22 protein-coding genes are annotated in these 24,068 nt (G+C 75.3%); 17 read left to right on the top strand and 5 right to left on the bottom strand.

The window, feature by feature from the left end; genetic code table 11:
- Nucleotides 1-56: 56 nt before the first annotated feature.
- Together D7193_RS17860 and D7193_RS17855 are read left to right on the top strand one after the other, a co-directional pair.
- Nucleotides 57-407: a hypothetical protein gene (locus tag D7193_RS17860; RefSeq protein ID WP_147434419.1), complete on the top strand. Its 351-nt coding sequence runs from the start codon at nucleotides 57-59 to the stop codon at nucleotides 405-407.
- The gene (locus D7193_RS17855) at nucleotides 404-811 is read left to right on the top strand and encodes a hypothetical protein (RefSeq protein WP_120780664.1); all 408 of its coding nucleotides are present in this window, start codon (nucleotides 404-406) and stop codon (nucleotides 809-811) included. The genes D7193_RS17860 and D7193_RS17855 overlap by 4 nt, the downstream gene beginning before the upstream one ends.
- 167 nt (nucleotides 812-978) lie before the next feature.
- On the opposite strand, the gene D7193_RS17850 is transcribed toward D7193_RS17855, so the two are convergent.
- The 3 genes from D7193_RS17850 to D7193_RS17840 all read right to left on the bottom strand — a co-directional run bounded on the left by D7193_RS17850 (nucleotide 979) and on the right by D7193_RS17840 (nucleotide 3,589).
- Entirely contained in the window at nucleotides 979-1,803 is an 825-nt protein-coding gene (locus D7193_RS17850) for an ABC transporter permease subunit (RefSeq protein WP_120780663.1), read from the bottom strand.
- Entirely contained in the window at nucleotides 1,800-2,735 is a 936-nt protein-coding gene (locus tag D7193_RS17845; protein WP_120780662.1) for an ABC transporter ATP-binding protein, read from the bottom strand. The genes D7193_RS17850 and D7193_RS17845 overlap by 4 nt, the downstream gene beginning before the upstream one ends.
- A gap of 182 nt (nucleotides 2,736-2,917) precedes the next feature.
- Nucleotides 2,918-3,589 carry a hypothetical protein gene (locus D7193_RS17840; protein WP_120780661.1) on the bottom strand — a complete coding sequence of 224 codons (672 nt, stop codon included), beginning with the start codon at nucleotides 3,587-3,589 and terminating at the stop codon, nucleotides 2,918-2,920.
- A gap of 162 nt (nucleotides 3,590-3,751) precedes the next feature.
- Between D7193_RS17840 and D7193_RS17835 the strand changes: the two genes are divergently transcribed.
- The 9 genes from D7193_RS17835 (at nucleotide 3,752) to D7193_RS17795 (ending at nucleotide 13,232) form a co-directional block, all read left to right on the top strand.
- Nucleotides 3,752-4,522 (top strand): GNAT family N-acetyltransferase, encoded by a 771-nt coding sequence (locus tag D7193_RS17835; protein ID WP_120780660.1) that lies wholly within the window; start codon nucleotides 3,752-3,754, stop codon nucleotides 4,520-4,522.
- Nucleotides 4,519-5,499 (top strand): lysophospholipid acyltransferase family protein, encoded by a 981-nt coding sequence (locus tag D7193_RS17830; protein ID WP_120780659.1) that lies wholly within the window; start codon nucleotides 4,519-4,521, stop codon nucleotides 5,497-5,499. Before D7193_RS17835 ends, D7193_RS17830 begins: the two co-directional genes overlap by 4 nt.
- 92 nt (nucleotides 5,500-5,591) lie before the next feature.
- Nucleotides 5,592-6,407 carry a DUF4097 family beta strand repeat-containing protein gene (locus D7193_RS17825; protein ID WP_120780658.1) on the top strand — a complete coding sequence of 272 codons (816 nt, stop codon included), beginning with the start codon at nucleotides 5,592-5,594 and terminating at the stop codon, nucleotides 6,405-6,407.
- The gene (locus D7193_RS17820; protein WP_120780657.1) at nucleotides 6,404-7,036 is read left to right on the top strand and encodes a PadR family transcriptional regulator; all 633 of its coding nucleotides are present in this window, start codon (nucleotides 6,404-6,406) and stop codon (nucleotides 7,034-7,036) included. The genes D7193_RS17825 and D7193_RS17820 overlap by 4 nt, the downstream gene beginning before the upstream one ends.
- Before the next feature lie 113 nt (nucleotides 7,037-7,149).
- A complete protein-coding gene (locus tag D7193_RS17815) occupies nucleotides 7,150-7,851 on the top strand; it encodes a response regulator transcription factor (protein WP_120780656.1) in 702 nt (233 codons plus the stop codon).
- Nucleotides 7,848-9,404, top strand: a complete 1,557-nt coding sequence (locus tag D7193_RS17810; RefSeq protein WP_120780655.1) for a sensor histidine kinase — start codon at nucleotides 7,848-7,850, stop codon at nucleotides 9,402-9,404. Before D7193_RS17815 ends, D7193_RS17810 begins: the two co-directional genes overlap by 4 nt.
- A 62-nt stretch (nucleotides 9,405-9,466) precedes the next feature.
- Entirely contained in the window at nucleotides 9,467-11,152 is a 1,686-nt protein-coding gene (locus tag D7193_RS17805) for a S1C family serine protease (protein ID WP_120780654.1), read from the top strand.
- Nucleotides 11,153-11,320: 168 nt separating this feature from the next.
- The gene (locus D7193_RS17800; protein ID WP_120780653.1) at nucleotides 11,321-11,992 is read left to right on the top strand and encodes a BON domain-containing protein; all 672 of its coding nucleotides are present in this window, start codon (nucleotides 11,321-11,323) and stop codon (nucleotides 11,990-11,992) included.
- Nucleotides 11,993-12,119: 127 nt separating this feature from the next.
- Nucleotides 12,120-13,232 carry a glycosyltransferase family 4 protein gene (locus tag D7193_RS17795; protein WP_120780652.1) on the top strand — a complete coding sequence of 371 codons (1,113 nt, stop codon included), beginning with the start codon at nucleotides 12,120-12,122 and terminating at the stop codon, nucleotides 13,230-13,232.
- A gap of 36 nt (nucleotides 13,233-13,268) precedes the next feature.
- Here the strand turns inward: D7193_RS17795 and D7193_RS17790 are convergent, their stop codons facing one another.
- Nucleotides 13,269-14,621, bottom strand: a complete 1,353-nt coding sequence (locus D7193_RS17790; protein ID WP_241563166.1) for a serine/threonine-protein kinase — start codon at nucleotides 14,619-14,621, stop codon at nucleotides 13,269-13,271.
- Between the two features lie 211 nt (nucleotides 14,622-14,832).
- Here D7193_RS17790 and D7193_RS17785 point away from each other — a divergent pair, with 211 nt between their 5' ends.
- From D7193_RS17785 to D7193_RS17765, 5 genes are all read left to right on the top strand, one after another.
- Nucleotides 14,833-15,663, top strand: coding sequence for a patatin-like phospholipase family protein (locus D7193_RS17785; RefSeq protein ID WP_120780650.1), 831 nt, complete (start codon nucleotides 14,833-14,835; stop codon nucleotides 15,661-15,663).
- Nucleotides 15,663-16,709 carry a 1-acyl-sn-glycerol-3-phosphate acyltransferase gene (locus D7193_RS17780; RefSeq protein ID WP_120780649.1) on the top strand — a complete coding sequence of 349 codons (1,047 nt, stop codon included), beginning with the start codon at nucleotides 15,663-15,665 and terminating at the stop codon, nucleotides 16,707-16,709. Before D7193_RS17785 ends, D7193_RS17780 begins: the two co-directional genes overlap by 1 nt.
- A 9-nt stretch (nucleotides 16,710-16,718) precedes the next feature.
- The gene (gene cutA, locus D7193_RS17775) at nucleotides 16,719-17,039 is read left to right on the top strand and encodes a divalent-cation tolerance protein CutA (RefSeq protein WP_120780648.1); all 321 of its coding nucleotides are present in this window, start codon (nucleotides 16,719-16,721) and stop codon (nucleotides 17,037-17,039) included.
- Between the two features lie 48 nt (nucleotides 17,040-17,087).
- Nucleotides 17,088-20,612 (top strand): SCO7613 C-terminal domain-containing membrane protein, encoded by a 3,525-nt coding sequence (locus D7193_RS17770; protein ID WP_120780647.1) that lies wholly within the window; start codon nucleotides 17,088-17,090, stop codon nucleotides 20,610-20,612.
- A gap of 133 nt (nucleotides 20,613-20,745) precedes the next feature.
- The gene (locus tag D7193_RS17765; RefSeq protein ID WP_120780646.1) at nucleotides 20,746-21,795 is read left to right on the top strand and encodes a fatty acid desaturase family protein; all 1,050 of its coding nucleotides are present in this window, start codon (nucleotides 20,746-20,748) and stop codon (nucleotides 21,793-21,795) included.
- A gap of 58 nt (nucleotides 21,796-21,853) precedes the next feature.
- Here D7193_RS17765 and D7193_RS17760 read toward each other — a convergent pair whose 3' ends face one another.
- Complete coding sequence (locus D7193_RS17760) at nucleotides 21,854-22,624, bottom strand: hypothetical protein (RefSeq protein WP_120780645.1); 771 nt, start codon at nucleotides 22,622-22,624, stop codon at nucleotides 21,854-21,856.
- 287 nt (nucleotides 22,625-22,911) lie between these two features.
- Between D7193_RS17760 and D7193_RS17755 the strand changes: the two genes are divergently transcribed.
- Nucleotides 22,912-24,060, top strand: a complete 1,149-nt coding sequence (locus D7193_RS17755; protein ID WP_120780644.1) for an FHA domain-containing protein — start codon at nucleotides 22,912-22,914, stop codon at nucleotides 24,058-24,060.
- Nucleotides 24,061-24,068: the final 8 nt, after the last annotated feature.

Below are 24,068 nucleotides of genomic sequence, written 5' to 3'. Positions count from 1 at the left end.
AGGACTGAGTACGGGTACCGATGCGCGGTGGGCCGGCCGTCGGCAGGATCGGCGCCATGGATCGGACGGGGTCGGGCGGGCGGTACGGGCGCAGCCTGGCCGTCGCGTCGGGGTGGTACGCGACGGCGATCGCGGCGGTGGTCGTGGGCACGATGAGCGTGCCCGACCCGCCGCCGCGGGACTGCTCGGCGCTGTTCAGCTGCCTCACCCCGGCCGAGTCGCTGGCCCTCGCGGGGCTGGTCTGGGGTGCGCCGGTGCTCGCCGGGATGCTGGTCGTCACCGCGGTGGTGAACGCCGTGGTCGTCCGCCGGGTCGCGTCGGCCGTCCTGGCCGGCACCCTGTCCGTGGCGGTCACCGTCGCGGTCGCCGCCACGGCGGCCGGCGTCTACCTGGGCGGCCGGTCGTGAAGCGGCTCGGCCTCGGCGGGCTCTTCTTCGCCTGGCTCTACGGCGTGCCGTTCCTGCTGGCGGTCGGGCTGATGCGGCGGGCGGCCACGCCGTACACGCCGACGCGCGAGGCCGCGCGGGCGTTCGGCGCGACCACCGACGCCCTGCTGACCGCCGGGCTCCTGCTGGGCGCCGCGTTGCCGCTGGTCGGGCTGCTGGTGGCCCGGCTCGCCGAGGAGCGCCTCTGGTGGCGGCACTTCGCCTGGGCGCTCGGTGGGACGGCGCTGCTCTACCTCGCGGTCGCGCTGGCCGGCAGCACGGCGACCGGTCCCCTGATCGGTCACACCCCGGCTCACCAGGAGCCGGTCCCGCCGGTCGGCCACTGCGTCCCGGTGAGCGGCGGCCGGGGCTGCCCCGGCGGCTGATCCGCGCCGACGCCCGCCCGCCCCCCGCCACGGCGGAGCGACGCCGCCGGCAAAGAGCGGCGTCCGCGGCGCGAGCCGTGGCCCACACCGGGCGTCATGCCCACACCGGGAGCGACCCCCGCAGCGGGGGCGACGCCCGGGGCGGCGGTGCCGCCCCGGGCGTGCCGTCAGGAGATGTCCCGCCGGCGCAGGATGAGGGTGCCGGCCACCCCGGTCACCACCGCGTACCCGATGAGCACGGCGGCGCCGGCCCACCGGGGCGGGTTGCCCGGGATCTCGGTGCCGGCGACCATCAGCGACGACGCCAGCGACGGCACCAGCAGCTGGAGGTCGTTGATCCAGTCGCCGAACCGGGCGGCCAGGACGCTGATGGCGATCGCCGCGCCGATGGTGCCGCCCAGGTAGAGCAGGATGCCGGTCACCGTGGCGCCGATCTGGCTGCGGATCAGCACGCCCAGCCCCACGCCGAGGATCCCCCAGAGGAGGTAGGCGAGCCCGTTCAGCCCGATCGCCTCCCAGGCGGCCACGTTACCGAGCTGGTTGCCGACACCGATGCTCTCCAGGACCGCCGCTCCGGCGACCAGGTTGAGCCCGGTGGTGACCACCCAGAACAGCACCGCGAGCAGCGCGGCGGCGGCCAGCTTCGCGATCATCACGGCGCTGCGGTGCGGCGCGGTGAGGAACGTGGTGGTCACCGTCTGGTGGAAGAACTCGCTGGTCACCACGATGATGCCGAGCAGCATCACGATGAGCAGGCCGAAGAACTGGCCGGTGGTGAACAGGTTCGCCGACAGCGCGTCCGGGTGGGCCGCGGCCGCCAGCTGTGCGGCCTGCTCGGGCGGCATCTCCCCGAGGTCGCCGCTGGTCAGCGCGTCGGACTGGAGCCAGTTGACGAGCAGGGTGAGCGCCCACAGCGGCAGCGAGATGAGCGCGAACACCCACCAGGTGTTGGTCGTACGGATCTTGAGCAGTTCGGCTCGGACGAGGTTCATCGAATGCCCGCCTTTCCGGCCGTCAGCTCCAGGAAGACCCCTTCGAGGTCGGGTCGCTCCGTGGTGAGTTCGTGCAGCTCGACACCGGCGGCCAGGGCGGTCCGCCCGACCGTGGCGGCGTCCACCCCGCTGACGAGCAGCGCGCCCTGCCCGTCGGCGTCGACGGTGGCGGACTGGCCCTTCAGGGCGGTCGTGAGCGCCTCGGCCTGCGGGGTGCGGACCCGTACGCGGACGCCCTGCGTCATCGAACCGATCACCTGGTCGACCGGTCCCTGCCGGACCAGCTGGCCGGCCGCGATGATCACCACGTCGTCGGCGAGGAGCTGCATCTCCGAGAGCAGGTGGCTGGAGACCAGCACGGTGCGACCCTCGTGGGCCAGGCCCTTGAGGAATCCGCGCATCCACCGGATGCCCTCCGGGTCCAACCCGTTGGCCGGCTCGTCGAGGATCAGCACCCGCGGGTCGCCGAGCATGGCGGCGGCGATGCCGAGCCGCTGCTTCATGCCGAGCGAGTAGCCCTTGAACTTGCGCTTGGCGGCCGGCGTCAGCCCGACCAGGGCGAGCGCCTCGTCGGCCCGCTGCCGCGGCAGGCCGGCCGCCGCGCAGATCACCCGCAGGTGGTTGACGCCGGTCCGGCCCTTATGCGCGCTGGACGCCTCCAGCACGGCGCCCACGTGCCGCAGCGGCTCGCTGAGGTCGGCGTACCGGTGGCCGCTGATGGTCGCCGTGCCGCTGGTCGGCGTGACCAGGTTCAGCAGCATGCGCAGGGTCGTGGTCTTCCCGGCGCCGTTCGGGCCGAGGAAGCCGGTCACCCGGCCCGGCTGGATCGTGAAGGACAGGTTGTTGACCGCCCGGACGTTCTTGTACTGCTTCGTCAGGCCGGACACCACGATCTGACCGTCACTGGTGGGGCTTCGCTGCCCGTCAGACATCGTTCTCCTCCCGTGCGGGTGGCGTCGAGGTACGCCGTTGCACAGCGTGACGGTCGCGCGCAACAAGGTCAATCAGGCTCGGTCCGTAGGCGCGCGTCCGTCTCCGGCAGGATCCGGCTCATCCTCAGGGTGGACGGATTGCGCCTGGGCACCGCACGCCGGGCCGATCACGTCGGGTGTTTTCACGCCGTGCTCGGCCCCGGCAGCGCGATCCACGTGGCCCGGGCGTTGGCGAGCAGCGTTCCGTCCGGGCCGTACAGGCTGGTGCGCACGCGGGCCTTGCGCCCGTCGACGCCGACCGTCACGCCGGTCACCACGCACTCGTCGCCCGGCTCGGGCAGCGCGTCGACCTGCGCGGCGATCCGGCCCAGGACGTACGGCCGGCCGGGCGCGATCACGGCCCATCCGCCGGGGCAGTCCAGCGCCGCCCAGACCGTCGCCCCGCTCACGGCGGCCGGGACGCGGAACGGCGCGGCGGTGCGGCCGTCCGGCAGCCGGCCCGGGAAGATCCGCAGCCCGTCGGGCCGTCGCGGCCCGCAGACGTAGCAGCCGGGGAAGGGGTGGTCGACCAGCCCGGGGTACGCGGCCGACGCGGCGACCGCGGTGGGCAGGTCCACGGGCGGCACCACGGCGTCGACGGCGGCCGTCGGGCGTACCTCGGCGACCACGAGCCCGGCCGGGTCCCGGACCTCGCCGTCGACCAGCGCCAGCGGGGTGTCCAACGGTGGCGGCCGGCGCAGCGTCACCTCGACGGGCCCGTCGCCGTCGCCGTCGACGGCGGCGGCGAAGGTCCCGGCGCTCCACCCTCCGTTACCGGAACCGGGTGGCCCGTTGTAACGGGATTCGATGCGCATCGCCTGACCTCCGGGAGTACGGCCCGGCCACGCCGCCGGGCTCCGCGGGGCAGCCTCGCACGTGGCCGCGCGGGCCGTACACACGCCGTGGCCGGCCGTCGTTCACCGGATCGACACTCCTCGCCACCCGGGCCGGCAACCCGCGGCCCTTACACAGTTCCCATGGCCGTTCTGCACGCCGCTGGTGCACCCCTGACGACCAGCGGTTACACCCTGCTGATCGCCGACGACCCGACCCAGGTCGCGGCCGCGCAACGCCTGCGCCACGAGGTGTTCGCCACCGAACTCGGCGCCACCCTCCTGCCCGGCGACGCCGGGCTGGACGTGGACCCGTTCGACCCGTACTGCGACCACCTGATCGTCCGGCAGGAGAGCACCGGGGCGGTGGTCGGCACGTACCGGCTGCTGCCCCCCGGCCGGACCGACCGGCGGTACTCCGAGGACGAGTTCGACATGGCGTCGCTCGGCGCGCTGCGCGACGACCTGGTCGAGGCGGGGCGGTCCTGCGTGCACCCGGACCACCGCACCGGCGCGGTGATCAACCTGATGTGGGCCGGCATCGCCCGCTACCTGCACCTGCGCGGATCACGCTGGCTGGGCGGCTGCGCCTCGGTGCCGGTGGACGACGGGGGGCGGGCGGCGGCGTACGTGTGGGAGCAGGCCCAGGCCCGGCACCTCGCGCCGCCGCCGTTGCGCGTGAGCCCGCGGCGCCCGTGGTTCGCCGAGGCGCCGGCCGACCCGGTGCCGGGCGAGGGCGACGTCCGCGCGCTGGTGCCGCCGCTGCTGCGGGGCTACCTGCGGCTGGGCGCCTGGATCTGCGGCGAGCCGGCGTACGACCCGGACTTCGGGGTCGCCGACTTCTACGTCCTGCTCTCCCTCGACCGGATGAACCCCCGCTACCTGCGGCACTTCCTCGGCGAGGTGGCGCAGTGACCGCCGCGCCCCACGACCTCTGGCGACCCTCGTCCGGCTGCGGCGACCAGTGCCTGCCGGCGCCGGGCGAGGTGCCGGCCGTCCCGGCGGCCCGCCGGGTGGGCCGGCTGCTCGCCGGGGTCGGGATGCTGCTGCTCGGGGCGGGGCTGGCCGCGCTGCTGCCGGTGCTGCCCGCACGGGACGGGCAGGCCGCGGTGCGTGCCTGGGCCCGGGGGACCGCACGCGCGTTCGGGGTGCGCCTGATTGTCCGTGGCCGGCTGCCTCGCCGCCGGGCGCTGCTGGTCGCCAACCACGTGTCCTGGTTGGACATCCTGGTCGTGCTCGCCGTGTCGCCGTCGCGGATGGTGGCGAAGCGGGAGGTCCGGTCCTGGCCGCTGGTCGGGCTGCTGGCCACGGCCGCGGGCACGGTCTTCGTGGACCGGACCCGGCCGCGGGACCTGCCGGCGACCGTGGGCCGCGTCGCCGACGCGCTGCGCGGGGGCCAGGCCGTGGCGGTCTTCCCGGAGGGTACGACCTGGTGCGCCGGGGACGGCGCGGTCGACTGCCGCCCCGGCGGGGGGTTCCGGCCGGCCATGTTCCAGGCGGCGGTCGACGCGGGCGCCCCGATCGTGCCGCTGCGGATCGCCTACCGCTGCACGGCCACCGGGAACGCCACGACGGCCACAGCCTTCCTCGGCGAGGAGACCCTGCTGAGTTCGGTACGCCGGGTGGTCGCGGCCCGGGGGCTGGAGGTTACGGTGACGGTCGCCGCGGCCCTGCACCCGAGCGCAGACGCCGACCGGCGGGTGCTGGCCCGGGCCGCCGAGTCGGCCGTGCACCTGGTGCCCGCCGGGGCCACCGCGCCGCGGCCGACCGCCAGCCCGCTCGCGCCCGCGCTCACCGGCACGCCCGTGGCGGCCGCCGCGGCGCTTCCCGGGACCCCGCTGGCGGACGCCACCGAGCACACCGGCCCGCGGGAGCTCGACCTGGCGGCGTGAGGGGCGTCGCGACAGTCTTGTGATGTCGCGATGTATCGCGTTACCGTCCTCTCGTCGGACGCGCCGTCGCGCGTCCCCGAGGGGAGGACGCCATGGCCGGTTGGACGGTCGACAGCCCGCAGCGGCTGATCCTGGACGGGTCGGTCACCCGGCTCCACGTACGCCTGTTCAGTGGCCGGCTGAACGTGGTGGCCACCGACGGGCCGGCCCGGATCGACATCACCCGGGTGGGCCGCCGGCCCGTCCTGGTCGAGCACCACGAGGGCCGGCTCTCGGTACGGCAGGAGCGGAACTGGCGCTGGTTCTGGCCGTTCGGCTTCTGGCCCCGCGTCGACGTCTCGATCGCCGTCCCCGCGCACGCGTCGGCCGACCTGCGCCTGGTCGACGGCTCGCTGGTCGCCTCGGGCCTGCGCGAGCACACCCGGGCCGACGTGACCTCCGGCCAGATCACCCTCATGGGCCTGCGCGGCACCACCTCCGCGAAGATCGTCTCCGGGCCGGTAGAGGCGCTCGGTGTGGCCGGCGACCTGCACCTGGAGACCGTGTCCGGCGAGGTGATCCTCGCCGACAGCGCCGCCGGGCAGGTCCGGGCGCAGACCGTCTCCGGTGCCATCACGTGCGACCTCGACAACCCCCGGCGCAGCGAGATCCGGCTGCACACGATCTCCGGCAGCATCACGGTCCGGGTCCGGCAGGACAGCGACCTCACCGTCCAGCTGCACACCACGTCCGGCCGCATCACCAGCGGATTCCCGCAGGTGCGCACGGCGTCGACCATCGGCTCGGTGTCCAACAGCGAGGGAGTGCTCGGCGCGGGCGAGGGTAAGCTCTGGGCGTCCGCCACGTCCGGCAGCATCGCGCTGCTCGCCCGCCCGGTGGACGACGACGAGGAGGAGGAGCTGCCGTGACGGGCGTGTTCAGTCACGGGCGGCTGCGTCTCTACCTGCTGAAGCTCCTCGACGACGGTCCGAAGCACGGCTACGAGCTGATCCGGCTGCTGGAGGACCGCTTCCTCGGCCTGTACGCGCCCAGCGCCGGCACCATCTACCCCCGCCTCCAGCGGCTGGAGGCGGAGGGTCTGGTCACCCACACGGCGGCCGGCGGCCGGAAGACGTACGAGATCACCGCGGCCGGCCGTGCCGAGCTGCGCCAGCGGGCCGACGAGCTGGCCACCCTCGAATCGGACATCGCGGCCTCCGTGGAGGATCTGTCCGCCCTCGCGGGCGAGATCCGCAGCGAGGTACGCGGCTCGGTCCGCGACCTCAAGCGGGAGCTGCGCGAGGCCACCCGGCAGACCCGGCAGAGCCGGCAGAACCGCTGGGAACCGACGTTCGCGTCCGCGCCGCCGTTCCCGCCTCCACCCGCGGAACCCGGGCCGCATCCCGACCTGCTGGCCGAGTTCGACCAGCGGCTCGCCGCCTTCGCGGGCGAGGTGGGCCGGCTGGCCCGGTCCCGCCGGTTCAGCGACACCCAGCTGCGGACGGCGATCCGGCTGCTCGACGGCGCCCTGGACGGGCTGCGCCGGCTGCTGCGCTGACGGCGGCCGGCCGCACCGGGCCCGGTGCGTGGCCTCGGGCCCTCCGGGCGGCTCACAGGCTTTTTGCAGGATGCGTCCAGCGCCGGCCCAGCCGGGTCACCGATGATGGGGCCATGCCCGCTACCCAGACCGAGGCGCGACTGCTCGTCGTCGAGGACGACCCCAACATCCTCGAACTGCTCTCCGCGAGCCTGCGCTTCGCGGGCTTCGACGTGGCCACCGCGACGAGCGGCAGTTCCGCGCTCACCGCCGCCAAGGACCACCGCCCGGACCTCGTGGTGCTCGACGTGATGCTGCCCGACCTGGACGGCTTCGAGGTCATCCGGATGCTGCGCGAGGGCGGCACGCGTACACCGGTGGTCTTCCTGACCGCCCGGGACGCCACGGACGACAAGATCCGCGGTCTGACCCTCGGTGGCGACGACTACGTCACCAAGCCGTTCAGCCTGGAGGAGCTGACCGCCCGGATCCGGGCCGTGCTGCGCCGCACCAGCAGCGGCGAGCAGGCGCCGTCCCGGCTCACCTTCGCCGACCTGGAGCTGGACGAGGAGACCCACGAGGTCTACCGGGCCGGCCAGCGGGTGCAGCTGTCGCCCACGGAGTTCAAGCTGCTGCGCTACCTGATGCTGAACGCCAACCGGGTGCTCTCCAAGGCGCAAATCCTCGACCACGTCTGGAACTACGACTTCCGCGGTGACGACAACATCGTCGAGTCGTACATCTCCTACCTGCGCCGCAAGGTGGACACCACCCAGCCCCGACTGATCCACACCCTCCGGGGCGTCGGGTACGTGCTCCGCAAGCCGGCGGCGTGAACGCGGTCCAACAGGCGAAGGGACGGCTGCGGAGCGTACCGCTGCGGGTGAAGCTGGTCACCGCGGTCCTCACGCTGGTGGCCCTCGCCCTCATCGTGATCAGCTCGCTGACCACGTTCTTCCTCCGCAGCTACCTGGTGGGGCAGGTGGACGGGCAACTGCGCGGCGCGAGCCAGACGCTCGGCGCGCTCATCCCGGCCCTGAAGACCCGGCAGGTCACCGCCACGCTGCCCAGCGACTACGTGGTGGTGCTGGCCGGCCCCGGCGGGGTCACCCAGCCGAACTACGACCCGATCTCGCTGGACCCGCAGCAGCTGCCCCGCTTCCCGACCGACGTGGCGGGGTTCGCCCACCTCGAGGGGGAGCCCTTCACCGTCCGCTCCGAGGACGGCCGGATCCGGTGGCGGGTGTACTACGCGGCGCAGGAGGGGGACCAGGTCCTGGCCGTGGGGCAGCCGCTCACCGACGTCGACCGCGCGGTGCAACGGCTGGTCTGGATCGACCTGCTGGTGGGCGGCGCGGTGCTGGTCATGCTGGCCTCGGTCGGCGCCGCCATCGTCCGGACGAGTCTCAAACCACTCGTCGAGATCGAGCGGACGGCGGCCGCCATCGCCGGCGGCGACCTGACGCGCCGGGTGCCCGACCCCGAGGAGGGCCAGGAGTTCCCCACCTCGGAGCTGGGCCGGCTCTCCCGCGCCCTGAACGCGATGCTCACCCAGATCGAGGCCGCGTTCACCGCGCGGGCCGCCTCGGAGACCGCGGCGCGTTCCGCCGAGTTCGCGGCCCGCGACGCGGCCGTCGCCGCGCAGGCGTCCGAGGCGCGGGCCCGGCGGTCCGAGGAGCGGATGCGGCAGTTCGTGGCGGACGCCTCGCACGAGCTGCGCACACCGCTGACCACCATCCGCGGCTTCGCCGAGCTGTACCGGCAGGGCGCGGCGCGGGAGCCGGGGGAGACCGCAGGCCTGCTGCGCCGGATCGAGGACGAGGCGTCCCGCATGGGGCTGCTCGTGGAGGACCTGCTGCTGCTCGCCCGGCTGGACCGGGAGCGGCCGATCTCCCTGGCGCCCGTGGAGCTGCCGGTGCTCGCCGGCGACGCCGTCCAGGCCGCCCGGGCCGTGGCCCCGGACCGCCGCATCGAGCTGGACATCGCGCCCGGCTCCGGGCCACTCGTGGTGTACGGGGACGACGCCCGGCTCCGGCAGGTGATCGGCAACCTGATGACCAACGCGTTGACGCACACGCCCGCGGACGCCTCGGTGACCCTGCGGCTGCGGGCCGAGCCGGGCAACCTCGCGGTCGTCGAGGTGGCCGACACGGGCCCCGGTCTCACCCGCGAGCAGGCGGAACGGGTCTTCGAGCGGTTCTACCGGGCCGACGCGGCCCGGACGAGGCGGGCCGGCGGCAACACCGGCACGGGCCTCGGTCTGGCCATCGTGGCGGCGCTGGTGGGCGCCCACCACGGCACCGTCGAGGTGGCGGAGACACCCGGCGGCGGGGCCACGTTCCGCGTACGGCTGCCGCTCGTTCCCGAGACCGACGAGAGCGGCGAGTGACTTTCAGCCAACTTCCAGGCCCGTTCCAGGCGGGTCGCAGTGGCACGGGAGAAGGTGGATCCATGACCGAGTACGAGTCCGACCCGCAGCACCGGCCGGCGACCACCGACGCCGAGCCGTCGCACCCCACCGCCGAGCTGCCGCGCGTGGAGCGCGCGCAGTCCGACTCCCCGACCACCGACCCGGCCCCGGCCGGCCCGGTCGCCCGGGACGCCGACCAGACCACCGCTCTCACCCCCGGCTCCGCCACCCCGGAGCCCGCCGGCACCGACGGCGCCCCCGCCCCCGACACCGCGGGCGCCGAGCCGACCGTGCCGGTCGCCACGACCGCCGGCGCCGCCGCGGGCGCCGAGCCGACCGCGCCGGTCGCCACGAGCCCGTACGCGCCCGGCGGGAGCTACCAGCCGCCGGCCACCCCGAGCTTCCCGGGGCAGCCGACCGCCGGCCAGCCGAGCCACCCCGTCTCCGGCCAGCCCGGCTACCAGCAGCCGGCCGGCGGCGCCTACCACCCGGGCGGCCACTGGTACGCCAACCAGCACTCCGGCTGGGCCGGCGGGGGCCAGCCGGGTGCCGCGCAGCACCCGTACGGCCAGCAGCCGCAGCACCCCGGTCACCAGCCCCAGCACCCCGGCCAGCAGCCGCAGCACCCCGGGCAGCCGGTGCCGCCGTGGGCCGCCGCCGCCCCCGGCGCCGGGCCCCGGCCCAGCCGGATCGCCAAGTTCGCGGGCGCCGGCGTCGCGGTCTTCGCGCTGATGCTCGGCTCCGGCGTCGCCGGCGGGGCGCTCGCCATGGCGCTCGACGGCGACGGCACGACCATCACCCGCACCTACTCGGCCGCGCCGGTCATCAACAGCGCGGACCTGCCGAAGATCGCCGCTTCGGTGCAGGACAGCGTCGTCTCCATCGCCACCGACAGCGGCGAGGGCTCCGGCGTGATCCTCAGCGCCGACGGCTTCGTCCTCACGAACAACCACGTGGTCGCCTCGGCCAGCGGCAACACGGTCCGCGTGGTCTTCGCCGACGGCACGACCGCCGAGGCGGAGATCAAGGGCACCGACCCGAAGACCGACCTCGCCGTGGTGAAGGCCAACGGGGTGAAGGACCTGAAGGCGGCCACCTTCGGCGACAGCGACGCCATGCAGGTCGGCGACCAGGTGCTCGCCCTCGGCAGCCCGCTGGGCCTGCAGGGCTCGGTGACCGCCGGCATCCTCAGCGCCCGGGACCGCACCATCCAGGCCGGTGAGGGCCAGCAGCAGGACCCGCGCCAGGCTGCCTCCTCCATCGCCGGCCTGCTCCAGACCGACGCGCCGATCAACCCGGGCAACTCCGGCGGCGCGCTGGTCAACACCCGCGGTGAGGTGATCGGCATCAACACCGCCATCGCCACCTCGGGCCAGAGCACCGGCAACATCGGCGTCGGCTTCGCCATCCCGAGCAACAAGGCCAAGGACGTCGCGGGCAAGCTCCAGCGCGGCGAGAAGGTGAGCCACCCGTCGCTCGGCGTCAGCGTCAACATGGCCGAGGGCGGCGGCGCGCTGGTCGCCTCGGTCACCCCCGGCAGCGCGGCCGAGAAGGCCGGGCTCCAGCGGGGCGACGTCATCACCCGCTTCGGCGACAAGGTGATCAACGACTCGGACGACCTGGTCGGCGCGGTCCAGGCCGGCAAGGTGGGCGACCGGGTCGAGGTGCACTTCAAGCGAAATGGCGCCGAGCAGAGCGCAACCGTGACGCTCGCCGAGACGTCGTAGTCCGTATCGAGACCTGCCTCCTCCCTCCGGCGGCGGGTGACGGGGTCAAGGGGGTTGGCTCCGTCACCCGCCGCCACCTTCTTCCGACGGCGGTTCACCCGGTCCGGGTGAACCGCCGTCACCCGTGCCGGGGGCAGTGTCGGCAGCACCGGCGAGGGGAGGGACGGAATGGGTACGGCAGCCGTCGCCCGCGAGGACCAGCGGATCCAGCAGGACGTCCTGGCCGAGCTGGCCTGGGACCCGCAGGTGCAGCCGAACGAGATCGGGGTGAGCGTCGACCAGGGGGTGGTGACCCTGACCGGCGCCGTGGACAGCTCGGCTCACCGGTGGGCCGCGACCCGCTGCGCCCACCGGGTGCGCGGCGTGCGGGCGGTCGCCGACGACCTCGAGGTACGCCTGCCGGGCAGCCCCGGCGTCACCGACTCCGACATCGCGATCGCCGCGAGCCGGGCCCTGGAGTGGGACAGCTTCGTCCCGGCCGATCGGCTGGACGTCACGGTCGCGAACGGCTGGGTGATGCTGCGCGGCGAGGTGGAGTTCGGCTGGCAGCGCCGCAGCGCCGAGCGGGAGCTGCGCCGGCTGCGGGGCGTACGCGGCATCACCAACCTCGTCGAGGTCCGCCCGCCCGCCCCGACGGACGCCGACCGGATCGTCCGCGACGTGCGGCACGCCCTGCGGCGTGTGGTCGGCACCGACGGGGTGTCGGCGGCCGTGGACGGGGACACGCTGGTCCTCAGCGGCCTCGTGCGCTCGTTCTGGGAACGGGACCAGGCGGTACGGGTGGCCTGGCAGGCGCCCGGCGTACGGGCTGTGGACGACCAGCTGGTCGTCGCCGACTGAGGGCGGGTGCCCGCCCCGGTCACCGGCTTCACCGGCGTCCGGGGCGTCCGGTTTACCGCACCGGCCAGCGGGAAAGCGCGACCACGCGCACCGGCGGACCGCAGGCGGGGAGCAACGGGGGAGGCACATGGCCCTGACCCATCCGACGCCCGACCAGGCGGCGGAGCGGCCGCTACGGATCGCCATGGTGGTTCCGCCCTGGCTGTCCGTGCCGCCGCCCGGCTACGGCGGGCTGGAACAGGTCGTCGCGGGGCTGGTGGACGCCCTCACCCGGCGAGGGCACGCCGTGACCCTGTTCGGCGCCGGCGAGCGGCACGGCACGGACGCGGAGGCGTTCGTGTCGACCGCGCCGGACCTCCAGTACCCGCGGCTCGGCGAGTCGCTCCCGGAACTGGCCCACCTGGCACGGGTACGCCACCTCATCAAGGCGTCGGACTTCGACGTCATCCACGACCACTCCACCATCGGTCCGCTGATCGCGGGGCGCCGCGAGGTGCCGACGGTCGCGACGGTGCACGGCAATCCCGTCGGTGAGTACGGTGACGTGCTCAGCGAAACCGACCGGGGAGTGGGCCTGGTCGCCGTCTCGCACGCGCAGCGCCGGCTGAACCCCGAGCTGCCCTGGGTCGGCACGGTGCACAACGCCCTGGACGTGGAGGACATCCCGCGCAAGGCCGTACCCGCGGCGGGCCCGGTGCTCTGGCTGGCCCGGTTCAGCCCGGACAAGGGCCCGGACGTGGCCATCCGCGCCTGCCGTGCGGCGGGGCTGCCATTGCTGCTGGCCGGCAAGTGCAACGAGCCCGCGGAGCGCCGTTACTACGACGAGGTGGTGGCGCCGATGCTCGGCGACGGCGTCGAGGTGGTGCTCAACGCCGACCGGGAGGCCACGCTGCGGATGCTGCTCGACGCGCGGTGCCTGATCATGCCGATCCAGTGGGAGGAGCCGTTCGGCATGGTGATGGTCGAGGCCATGGCGACCGGCACCCCGGTGGTCGCGCTCGGCCGCGGCGCGGCGCCCGAGCTGGTCCGCTCCGGGGTCACCGGGCTGATCTGCGGCACCGTGGAGGAACTGCCGGAGGCGCTGCGGGAGGTGGAGCGGCTCGACCCCGCGGACTGCGTGGCGCACGTGTCGGCGAACTTCTCCACGGGACGGATGGCGCAGGGCTACGAGGAGGTCTACCTGCGCGTGGCCGGCCCGAGCGGCGGCATCCCCGAGCCGGTGCGGGCGGCCACCCGCTGAACCGGCTCAGGTCCGGCCGCCAACCGCCGGGCCGGCTCAGGTCCGGGCGCCGCCCAGCTCGGCGATCGCCGCGTCCAGCCGGTCGGCGTACGCCGGGCTGATCCCGCCCTCCCGGAGCCGGACCGCGACCTTCTCGCGGAGCCGGGCCACCGGCGGCGCCAGGTCGTCGCGCCCGCCGCCCGCCGAGGCTCTCAGGTTGCGCAGCTCGTTGCGGAGGTCCACGCCCACGTCGGAGCGGATCTCCCCGGCCGTCAGCCCGGCGCCGATCAGCCCATCGACCCGATGGGCGGCCTCCATTAGTGGGCCGGTCGGTGGGGCCACGGTGGACGGTGCGGGCCCGCGGCCGCCGTCGGGTGCCGGCGCGTCGGCCGCCGTCGGCGCGGCGGCCGCGCCGGTGGGGGACGCGCCGGGTGTGCCGGACCGCTCGGGCAGCAGCGACGGTACGGCGAGCGCCGCGGCGACCGCGAGCAGCGCCGGGACCAGCAGGGCGGCCCGGCGCGTACGTCGGATCCCGCCGGCGTCGGGCGCGGGACGGGCCGGCCGCGGTGGTGGGGCCGGCAGCTGCTCCCGGAGGACGGCCGCGAGCTGGCCAGCGGTGGGCCGGCTCGCCGGGTCGCGGGCCAGGCAGCGCCGCACCGCCCGGGCCACCTCGTCCGGCAGACCCGGTACGCCGGCCGGCGTGGGCGGCGGCCGGTGCGCGGCCAGGGCGGCGCTCACCTGGTCCCAGGTGTCCGCCGGATAGGGCACCCGGCCGATCAGCGCCTCGTACAGCAGCACGCCGAGGGAGTACACGTCCGTCGCCGGCTGTGCGGGCGCGCCGTCCAGCCGCTCCGGCGCCACGTACGCCGGGGTGCCGAAGGTGCCACCGTCCTCGTCCTCGTCGGGGGCACCGATCCGGGTGGCGATGCCGAAGTCGAGGATCTTCGCGCCGGCCGGGGTGATCATCACGTTGGCCGGTGTGACGTCCCGGTGCACGATGCCCAGGCGGTGGGCGGCGGCGAGGGCGTCCGCGACCTGGACGCCGATCCCGACCGCCTCGGCCCACGGCAGCGCCCCGGCGGTGAGCCGCAGGTCCAGCCGCTCGCCGGCGAGGAGTTCCATCACCACGAACGAGGTGATCGAGCCGTCCGGCGCCACGGCCTCGCCGTAGTCGTGCACCGAGGTCACGTGCGGGTGCACGAGCTGCGCCGCCGCCCGGGCCTCCTCGCGTACCAGGTCGCGGAACCGGGCGTCGGCGGCGAGCGCCGGGGCGAGGACCTTGAGCGCGACCATGCGATCCAGGACCTCGTCGTGGGCCCGCCAGATCACCGACATGCCGCCGGCGCCGATCTGGTCGAGGAGCCGGTATCTGCGGGCCAGCAGCCGGCCCGGACGCAGTGCCTCCGTCACGGTTCGCACCTGCCTCGGGGTGGGAGCGGTATCAGGTTGCGTGAATGTGACCGGCATGTCAACGCGCCGGAAGGATCCGTCGAGAGGTCGACCGATATCGATCAGCACGGATCCGGGTGGCTCGTCGCGGCCGGGTGGCCGGCCCGCTCCCGCCGTCGCGCCGAACCCCGTGGCAGCGCGCGGGCAGCGGGGCCGTGCCAGGATGAACGGCATGGCGGGGGGACCGGTCGCGTTCGTGCTCGGCGGCGGCGGCGTGCTCGGCGCGGTGGAGGTCGGCATGCTGCGCGCGCTGTTCCGCGCCGGCATCCGACCGGACCTGGTGCTCGGCACCTCGATCGGCGCGGTCAACGGCGCGCTGGTCGCGGCCGATCCGACCGAGGCCGTCACCGACCGGCTCGTCCGGCTGTGGGCGTCGCCCGAGGCGAGCGAGGTGTACGGCGACTCGGTCGCCCGCCAGCTGCGCCGGTTCGCCGCCCGTACCCACCTGCACTCGCCCCGCCCGCTGCGTCGCCTGCTGGAGTCGGAGCTGGGGGCGGAGACCACCTTCGCCGACCTGCGGGTGCCGTTCCGCTGCTGCGCGGCCCACATCGAGCGCGCCGCCGAGGTCTGGTTCGACCGCGGGCCGGTGGTGCCGGCCGTGATGGCCTCCGCCTCGGTGCCCGGGCTGCTGCCGCCCACCGAGATCGACGGCGCGCACTACGTGGACGGCGGCATCGTCAACTCGATCCCCATCGGCGAGGCCGTCACGGCGGGCGCCACCCGGATCTTCGTCCTCCAGGTGGGCCGTATCGAGCGGGAGCTGTCCCCACCGCGCCGGCCCTGGGAGGTCGCGCAGGTGGCCTTCGAGATCGCCCGCCGGCACCGGTTCTTCCGCGAGATGGCCGCGCTTCCCGAGGGGGTGGAGGTGCACGTGCTGCCGACCGGCGGGCTCAACCCGCGCGACGACACGCCGTGGGCGTACCGGGACATGGCGGCGGTGGGGCGGCGGATCAGCCGCGCCTACACCGCGTCCCGGCGGTACCTGGCCAACCTGGAACGCTGATGTCGCTGCCGCCGCGCTGGGTGCGGCGGGTGCTGCTGGCACCCGCCGTGGTCCTGCTCGCCGTCGTGGTGGTCACCACGCTGCCGGTCTGGGCGCTGGTGGCCGCCGCCCTGTCGCCGCTGGTCCCCGGCCGGCTGCGACCGCTGCGTCTGCTCTGGATCGGCTGCGTCTACCTGGTCTGGGACGCGGCGGCGCTGCTCGCCCTGTTCGGGCTCTGGGTGGCGGCCGGCTTCGGCGCGCGGGTGCGGTCGCCCGGATTCCAGCGCGCCCACTACGTGCTCGCCGGGCGGTTCCTGCGGGTGCTGTTCTGGCAGGCCCGGTGGACGCTGCGGCTGCGCATCGACGTGGTCGGCGCCGATCCGGACACCGCGCTGGTCGGCCGCCCCGAGCTGGTGCTGTGCCGCCACGCCGGTCCCGGCGACTCCTTCATCCTGATCCACGCGCTGGTCAACTGGTTCAAGCGCGAGCCCCGGATCGTCCTGAAGGACAGCCTCCAGTGGGATCCGGCGATCGACGTGCTGCTCAACCGCCTGCCGAACCGTTTCATCGCGCCGTCGCCGGACCACGACCGGAGCGAGGTCGTGGTGCGCCAGGTGGGGCACCTGGCGACGGGCCTCGACGACGACGACGCCTTCGTGATCTTTCCGGAGGGCGGTAACTTCACCCCCCGGCGGCGGCTTCGTGCCATCGCCCGGCTCCGCTCGCTCGGCCTGGAACGGATGGCCCTGCGCGCGGAGCGGATGCGCCACGTCCTCGCTCCGCAGCCCGGCGGCCTGCTGGCCGCCCTGGACGCCGCGCCCGACGCCGGGGTCGTGTTCGTGGCGCACACCGGGCTGGACCGCATGCTCACCGTCGCCGACGTCTGGCGAGAGTTGCCCATGGACAAGCGCATCATGATGCGGTTCTGGTCGGTGCCGCCAGAGGAGATCCCCGCCGACCGGCAGGAGCGCATCGACTGGCTGTTCGACTGGTGGGCCCGGATCGACGCGTGGATCGAGGCCAACCGCGACGGCGTGCTCGCGGCCGACCGTGACATCGCCGCGTAGGGTGCGGTCGTGGACCAGATCAGTGTGGTGACGACCGTGGTGGACGCCCGTTCGGTCGCCGACGTGCTGGCGGCGGCCGCCGTCGCCGGCCGGCTCGCCGCCTGCGCGCAGGTCGGCGGCCAGGTGGACAGCACCTACTGGTGGCGGTCCGCGGTGGAGACGAGCAGCGAGTGGTCGGTGCAGTTCAAGACCGCGCCGGACCGGGTGTCCGCGCTGGTCGACCAGATCCGGTCGACCCACCCGTACGAGGTGCCGGAGATCCTCGTGACGCGGGTGGAGTGCGGGGATCCGGCGTACGCGACCTGGGTGTACGAGCACACCCGTCCCTGAGTACGCGCACTCTGGGCGGGGCGTGCCCGCTCCGTCCACGATGGCGCGGTGGAGGACACCTACCCCTGCCCCGCGTGCCGCGCCCCGGCCGACCTGGTCACCGGTTGCTCCGGTTGCCGGCGGCCTCCCGACCCCGAGGCCGCCGAGGTCATCCGGCTGGACCGGGAGATCGTCGCGCTCGGCGCCGACGTGGAGCGGGCGCGGCTCGCGTACGCCGATCTGATGGAGCGACAGCGACGTGCCCGGGAGCGGCGGGCGGAGCTGGCCGCCGCGGTGCGCGCTCGGGTGCCGGTCGTCGCGGCGCCCGCCCCGGCGCCGCCGCGGCCGCTGCTGGCCGTGCCGGGCGGGCCGGAGACCTCCACCCGTACCGTTCAGGGCCTGCTCTTCGTCCTGGGCGGACTCCTGCTCGGTACGGCCGCCGTGGTCTTCACGGCGGTGGCGTGGGCGTCCGTCGGGGTCGCCGGCCGCGCGCTGATCCTGGCCGCCGTGACCGTGCTCGCCCTCGCCGTGCCGCTGCTCGCGGCGCGGCGCGGTCTGCGCGGCACCGCGGAGACCGTCGCGGCGGTGGGGCTGCTGCTGGTCCTGCTCGACGGTTACGCGGCCTGGTCCGTGGACCTCGCCGGGGTCGCCGGCTGGCCGGGCACCCGCTACGCCGCGCTGGTCGGGGGGGCCAGCGCGGCGGTGGCGCTCGGGTACGCCCGGATCAGCCGGCTGACCGGCCCGTGGTTCGCGGCGCTGCTGGCCGCCCAACCGGTGCTGCCGCTGCTCGCCGCGGAGGCGCGGCCGACGGCGGCCGGCTGGGCGGTGGTGCTGGTCGGGGTGTCGCTGCTGGACCTGGCGGTCCTGATCGTCCTGACCCGGCGGGCGGCGGACGGGGGAGCCGCACGGGTCGGGCCGGCGGTGGTGGCCGGGCGGGCGGTGGCGTGGGCGGGGTTCGGTGGCGCCCTGCTGGGCGCGGCCGGCTGCGCACTGCCCCCACTCGCGCAGGGCCGGGCCGCCGGTACGCCCCTGCTGGCCGGGCTGCCGTTGCTGCTGGTGGCCGCGGCCCTGGCCGGCGCGGCCCTGCTGGCCGGCGGTACGGCGTTCCGCCGGATCGCGACCGGCCTGCTGGTGCCGGCGCTCGCCGCCGCGCTCCTGCGCCCGGTCGCCGAGCTGCGGCCGTCCCTGCTGCTGCTCGCCGCCGCGCTGGTCGCCGCCGGGCTGGCCGTCGCGGTACGCCTGCTCCCCGCCGGGTGGCGCGCCGGCCCGCGGATCGCCGCGCTGCTGGTGGCGCTCGGCGCGGCGGCGCTCACCGGTCTGCTCACCGCGCTGCTGGCCCTCGACGCCGTGGCTCGTTCGCTGCCGCCCTGGCACGGTGCCGCCCCCGGTCCGGACCTGCCCTGGGGGTGGCAGCTTCCGCTGGCCGTCGCCCTGGGCGTGGGTGCGGTGGCGCTGCTGGCGCCGCGCACCGCGCGACCGGTCGCCGGCCCGCCCGGCCTGGCGCTGGTGGCACTCGCCCTGCCGGCGGCCGTTCCGGCCGGCTGGCCGGTGGCGGTCGGGGCCGACCTCGTCGCGGCCGTGGCGCTGCTCGCCGCCGTGGTGCTCCGGCCGGCGGCCCGGGCCGGGTCGGCGGCTGTCGGCGTGGCCGTCCTGCTCGGGCACGCGCTGCTGGTGGGGATGGCCGCGCCGGGCGGCGCCCTGACCGTCCTCGCCGTGGTGCTCGTCCTCGGCCCGCTGGTGGCGGGGCTCGGTCGGCGGGCACCGGGGGCACCGCCGGCCGTCACCGGGTCGGCGCTGCTCGCCGGGCTGCTGGCGCTTCCGGCGGCGGTCACGGTGGCGCTCGTCGCCGCCGGGGCGCCCGCCTGGTGGCAGTCCCGGGCCGCGCTGGCCGCCGTCGGGCCGCTGCTGGTGGCCCTGTATGCGGTGCGCCGGCACTGGCCGGACCTGCGCGGGTACGCGGCCACCGGCCTGGCGGTCGCGGCGACGGTCACCGGCCTGGCACCGGCGCTGCCGTCGGTCGCGGACCCGCTGGCACCGTACGCGGCGCTGGCCGTGCTGCTGCTCGCGGCAGGGCTGCCGGCGCGTACGGCGGCGCGACCGACGGCCGGTGACACGAGCCTGTCGGTGCCGGCCGCCGCGATGGACGGTGCGACGGGCCTGCCGGCGCGCCCGCCCGCCGGGCCGACGGACGGTGTGGCGGTGCTCCGGCTCGCCGGCGCGGCCCTGCTGGCCGTGGCGGTGGTCGCCGCCGCCCCGGCGGTGCTGAGGGCGCTGCTGCTGCCGTACCGGCGGGTGGTCCCGGCGTGGTCGGGTGCCCCGGCGGCTGTGGCGGTGCCGGAACTGCTTCCGGCCGGGCTGGCCCTGGCCACGCTGGCCGTCGCCGTGGTGCTGGCCGCGCGCGCGGTCGGGGCGCGCCGGTCGGCGGCGCCGCTCGCCGCGCTGCCGTTCGCCGTGGCCGTGCCGCCCGTGCTGCTGACGGCGGCCGGGGCGCCGTGGCCGGCGGCTCCGGCCGTCGCGCTGCTCACCGGCCTGGCCGTGCTGCTGGCCGCAGCGCTGCTCGTTCCGCGACCGCTGCTCGTCCCGGTCGCCGTGCCCGTCGGGCTGCCGCTGGTCGCCTCGGGGATGGCGGGGCTCGTCGCCACCGAGGCGGGGACACTGGCCGGCCTCGGCGTGCTGCTGGTCGCCGCCGCGACGGCCGGCATCGCCGGCCGGCGTACGGAGGCGCGGGTCGTGGGCTGCCTGTCGGCGGTGGCGGCGGCCACCGGGCTCGCGGTCACCGCCCCGCTGGCCGGGGACCTGCCACTGCGCGACGCCGCGTTCACGGTGCTCGCCGTGGCCGCGGTGACCCTGGCCGCGGCGGCGCTCCCGGCCCGTGCGGCGCTTCCGGGTGATGCGGCGGCCCCCGGCGCGGCGCACCCCGGCGGCACGGTGCTCGTACGCCGGGCGCTGGACGCCGCCGCGCAGGGCGTGGCGCTGGTCGCGCTCCTGCTCACCCTCGACGCGTACCGGCACGCGGCGGCCGTCTCCGTCCTCTGGGGAGCCGCAGTCGGCCTGCGGTTGCTGCGCCGGGACGAGCCGGCCGATCGGCGGTGGGTGTTCGCCGGGATCGCGGGCGGCAGTGAGCTGCTCGGCGCCTGGCTGCTGCTGGCGGCCGGCGGCGTGGTGCTGCTGGAGGCGTACACCCTGCCGGCGGCCGCGCTCGCGCTCGCCGCCGGCCTGGTGGGGCTGCGGACCCGGCCGGGACTGACGAGCTGGCTCGCCCTCGGCCCGGGGCTCGGGGCCGCGCTGGTACCCAGCCTGGTCTCGGTGCTCGTGGCACCGGACCCGCAGCCGTGGCGGCGGTTGCTGCTCGGCACCGCGGCGCTCGGCGCGGTGCTGGCCGGCGCGTCCCGCCGCTGGCAGGCGCCCGTGCTGCTCGGCGGGTCGGGCCTCGCCCTGCTCGCGCTGCACGAACTCGTGCGCGGGTGGGACCTCCTGCCCCGGTGGATCTTCCTGGCCGCGGGCGGGCTCGCACTGATCGGGTTGGCCGCCACCTACGAGCGGCGCCGGCGCGACCTGCGCCGGCTCCGGGTGGCGGTCGGACGGATGACGTGACGGGTGGAGGTAGGGCGTGCCCTACCTCCGATCCGGGGGCTGTCAGGGTTACTCAGAGCAACGGATCTCCGGAGACTTGACGTCGGGGAGTCGAGCCGTACGGCCGGCCGGACGTCGAGGAACAGGAGCGATTATGGTGCTCGCAGCGGTGGCGGATCCGCCGGTACGGCGAGGGAGCGACTACTCACAGTTGTCTCGGCGGGTCAGCGGGGCCGGCCTGCTGGAGCGGCGCCCCGCCCGGTACGTGACCCGGATCGTGCTCACCCTGGGCGCCTTCGCGGCCGGCTGGGTGGCCGTGTTCCTGGTCGGCGACTCGTGGTGGCAGGCGCTGCTGGCGGTCGGGCTGGCGGCGGTCACCACCCAGGTGGCGTTCCTCGGGCACGACGCGGGGCACCGGCAGATGTTCCGCCGGCGCGGCCCGAGCGAGGCGGTCGGCCTGCTCTGCGGCAACCTGGCGGTGGGCCTCAGCTACGGGTGGTGGGTCGACAAGCACAACCGGCACCACGCCAACCCGAACCACGAGGACGAGGACCCGGACGTCGGCGCCGGCGCGCTGGTCTGGTCGTACGAGCAGGCGCTCGACACCCGTGGCTTCGGCCGCTGGCTGGCCCGGCGGCAGGCGTACCTGTTCTTCCCGATGCTGTTGCTGGAGGGGCTCAACCTGCACGTCGCGAGCATCCGGGCGGTCGTCGGCCGGGGGCCGGACGGCCGGTTCGAGACGCCGATGCGCCACCGGGCCGTCGAGGCGCTGCTGCTCGCCGTGCACACGGCCGGCTACGTGGGTGCCCTGCTGCTCGCCATGTCACCGGGCAAGGCGCTGCTGGTCGCGGCCATCCACCAGGGACTGTGGGGGCTCTACATGGGTTGCGCGTTCGCCCCGAACCACAAGGGCATGCCCATGCCGACCGCCGCGGACGAGCTGGACTTCCTGCGTAAGCAGGTGCTGACCTCCCGGAACGTGCGCGGCGGCCGGTTCGTCGACCTGGCGCTGGGTGGGCTGAACTACCAGATCGAGCACCACCTGTTCCCGAACATGCCGCGGGCGAACCTGCGACGGGCCCAGCCGATCGTCCGGGCCTACTGCGTCGAGCGCGGCATCCCGTACGCCGAGACCGGCCTCGTGGACTCGTACCGGCAGGCGCTGGCCCACCTGCACGAGGTGGGGCGACCGCTGCGCGGCTGAGAGAGCGCGACGGGGCGCGGCGCCGAACGGCGCCGCGCCCCGTCGTGATGCGCTCAGGTCAGTTGCCGAACGCCTTGATGAGCTCCTCCGGGGCTTCCTCGGTCTCGCCCGCCGGCGGCTTGTTGACCTTCACCTCGGTGCCGAAGTCGGAGTAGGTGGTGGTCATCTTGCCGAGCGACTCGTGCAGCACGCTGGTGTCGATGGCGAACTCGGTGAGCCGGCCCTCGCCGTCGACCTTCGCGGTGAACGGCACGGCCTTGGCCTTGTCGCCGAGGGCCGCGATGTCCTTGTCGTCCGGCACGCTCTTCGTGTAGTCCATCGTGCCGGAGAAGCTGCCGGAGCCGGTCTCCTCGACCTTGACCACGCTCTTGATCATCTTGTTGGCGCCACCCGGGTCACCCTCCGGCATGAGGTTGAGCTGACCGCTCTGGCCGAGCTTGGTGGCGTCCATGTGCAGCCACTTCTCGGGCAGCCCCTCCATCCCGGTGATCTTCAGGTAGGCGTCGTTGCCCGCGATCAGCATCCGGATCTTGCCCTGGCCGCCCAGGTCCATCGTCATGTCCCCGGCCTTGCTGGTCGGATCCATCACGCCACTGCCGTTGAGGATCGACGAGTCGATCTTCATCCGTACGCTCTGCTCGTTGAGCTTCTGCGCGGCGGCGGTGAGCTTGCCGAGCGCGTCCGCCGGGGCGCTGCTGGCGGGCGCGGCGCTGGTGTTGCCACCGGCGGCTGGGTCGTCCGCTCCCGTCTGGTTGCCGCAACCGGCCAGACCGAGCCCGAGCGCTGCGACGAGTGCGACCCCCGTGGTCGCCAGCCGTCGAGTTTTCATGATGGATAACTCCTACGTGAGGGTTGGGCCGGTGACGACGCGAGTCGATACCGGCCGGGCCGCTGGCCAGCCTAACCAAACGGCTCCACTGGCACATGTCGATACCGGGCCGGCGTGGCGCGGACGCGTCGCCTGCGGTGCCCACCGGCGTGGCGCGGACGCGTCGCGTGCCGTGCCCACCTGCACCGGTAGGGTCGTCCCATGGCAGACGTGCTCACCGCTGAGGCGGTGGAACAGGAGCCGGGCGGGCTGGCCCGTCGGATCGGCGAGATCATGCGGAGTGCCCGATGAGATTCGAGATCAGCAAGGTACTGGACGCCATCGAGGGGCGGGTCTGCACGGACCCGTCGCTGGTCCGGGCCGTGGTCGACCTGGCCGAGGTGATCCGCTACCAGGACATCGACGGTGGCCGGCCGGCGAGCCTGCTCCGGCTCGGCATGGTGATCGACGCGTTGTCACGGCAGCTGGAGGAGGACAGCGTCCCGGTCTACGCCGTGGTGCACCGGGCCCTGCTCTCGGACGCGGACCTCACCTCCAACGAGCGGATGGTGGTCCGACGGTGGGCCGACGACGGGCTCGTCGAGGTGCTCGACAACCCGGGCGACCGGATGCTGGAGGTGGCCGACCTGCTGGGCCTGCCAGTGCTCAGCCGGGTCCGCTTCGACGGGCTGCGCGGTCGCTTCCCGTGGCTGGTGGAGCAGCCCGGCCGGGTGCTCGCCCCGGTGCCCGGCGCGGGTGGGCCGGCGTTCGTGGCGCACGTGGGTGGCGGTGACACGCCCGTGTCGGGCGACCGTTCGTCGGTCGGGACGAAGTTGCTGGCCCGCGAGTGGCGGTGCCCGGAGTCGGGCTGCGCCCTCTTCGGCAGCGGCGGTGGTGGCTCCTTCGCGGACCTGGCCCGGGTGCAGCGCAGTCCCGCCGCACAGGCGCCGCCCAGCCTGCGGAACGGGGTGCCGACCTGCCCCCGGCACGGCACCCGGCTCCGTGACGTGGGGCCGCGCCCGCGTACGGAGGTGCTCGCGGTGCGGATCGGCGGGCTGGTCCGGCGCCGCTTCGTCCTCAGCGAGGAGCAGCCGGTGCTGGTCGGCCGGGCGCCCGACGGCGACGGCGGGATCGTGCTCGGGCAGTGGCTCAACGACGAGGCGCGGCGCTGGATCAGCCGCAACCACCTCCGGCTCGAGCTGCGCGTCGGCGAGGTGATCGTGACGGACGTCAGCACCAACGGCTCGGGCATCCGCCCGGGCGGCTCGATGGCGGAGGGCGACCGCGTGCCGCTCGCGCCGAAACAGTCCCGGGTGCTCGCCGAGAACGACATGGTGGAGCTCTACCCCGGGGTGCAGGTCGGCCGGGCCGAGGAACTGCCCACCGGCGCGCCGTTCACGCCGGCCTCGGTGATGGCCGAGGCCCCCACGATGGCGATGCGCCTACCCCGCCCCTGACCCGGCGC

Source organism: Micromonospora costi (assembly GCF_003626655.1).
GTDB lineage: Bacteria > Actinomycetota > Actinomycetes > Mycobacteriales > Micromonosporaceae > Micromonospora > Micromonospora costi.
This window is presented reverse-complemented; position numbering and strand designations above follow the sequence as displayed.

What these genes read in the sequence shown, in the direction of transcription:
- D7193_RS17850 (WP_120780663.1), bottom strand. Translation starts at nt 1,803, where the DNA reads ATGAACCTCGTCCGAGCCGAACTGCTCAAGATCCGTACGACCAACACC.
- D7193_RS17795 (WP_120780652.1), top strand. Translation starts at nt 12,120, where the DNA reads ATGGCCCTGACCCATCCGACGCCCGACCAGGCGGCGGAGCGGCCGCTA.
- D7193_RS17835 (WP_120780660.1), top strand. Translation starts at nt 3,752, where the DNA reads ATGGCCGTTCTGCACGCCGCTGGTGCACCCCTGACGACCAGCGGTTAC.
- D7193_RS17825 (WP_120780658.1), top strand. Translation starts at nt 5,592, where the DNA reads ATGGCCGGTTGGACGGTCGACAGCCCGCAGCGGCTGATCCTGGACGGG.
- D7193_RS17800 (WP_120780653.1), top strand. Translation starts at nt 11,321, where the DNA reads ATGGGTACGGCAGCCGTCGCCCGCGAGGACCAGCGGATCCAGCAGGAC.
- D7193_RS17760 (WP_120780645.1), bottom strand. Translation starts at nt 22,624, where the DNA reads ATGAAAACTCGACGGCTGGCGACCACGGGGGTCGCACTCGTCGCAGCG.
- D7193_RS17785 (WP_120780650.1), top strand. Translation starts at nt 14,833, where the DNA reads ATGGCGGGGGGACCGGTCGCGTTCGTGCTCGGCGGCGGCGGCGTGCTC.
- D7193_RS17815 (WP_120780656.1), top strand. Translation starts at nt 7,150, where the DNA reads ATGCCCGCTACCCAGACCGAGGCGCGACTGCTCGTCGTCGAGGACGAC.
- D7193_RS17805 (WP_120780654.1), top strand. Translation starts at nt 9,467, where the DNA reads ATGACCGAGTACGAGTCCGACCCGCAGCACCGGCCGGCGACCACCGAC.
- D7193_RS17840 (WP_120780661.1), bottom strand. Translation starts at nt 3,589, where the DNA reads ATGCGCATCGAATCCCGTTACAACGGGCCACCCGGTTCCGGTAACGGA.
- D7193_RS17780 (WP_120780649.1), top strand. Translation starts at nt 15,663, where the DNA reads ATGTCGCTGCCGCCGCGCTGGGTGCGGCGGGTGCTGCTGGCACCCGCC.
- D7193_RS17845 (WP_120780662.1), bottom strand. Translation starts at nt 2,735, where the DNA reads ATGTCTGACGGGCAGCGAAGCCCCACCAGTGACGGTCAGATCGTGGTG.
- D7193_RS17765 (WP_120780646.1), top strand. Translation starts at nt 20,746, where the DNA reads ATGGTGCTCGCAGCGGTGGCGGATCCGCCGGTACGGCGAGGGAGCGAC.
- D7193_RS17860 (WP_147434419.1), top strand. Translation starts at nt 57, where the DNA reads ATGGATCGGACGGGGTCGGGCGGGCGGTACGGGCGCAGCCTGGCCGTC.
- D7193_RS17755 (WP_120780644.1), top strand. Translation starts at nt 22,912, where the DNA reads ATGAGATTCGAGATCAGCAAGGTACTGGACGCCATCGAGGGGCGGGTC.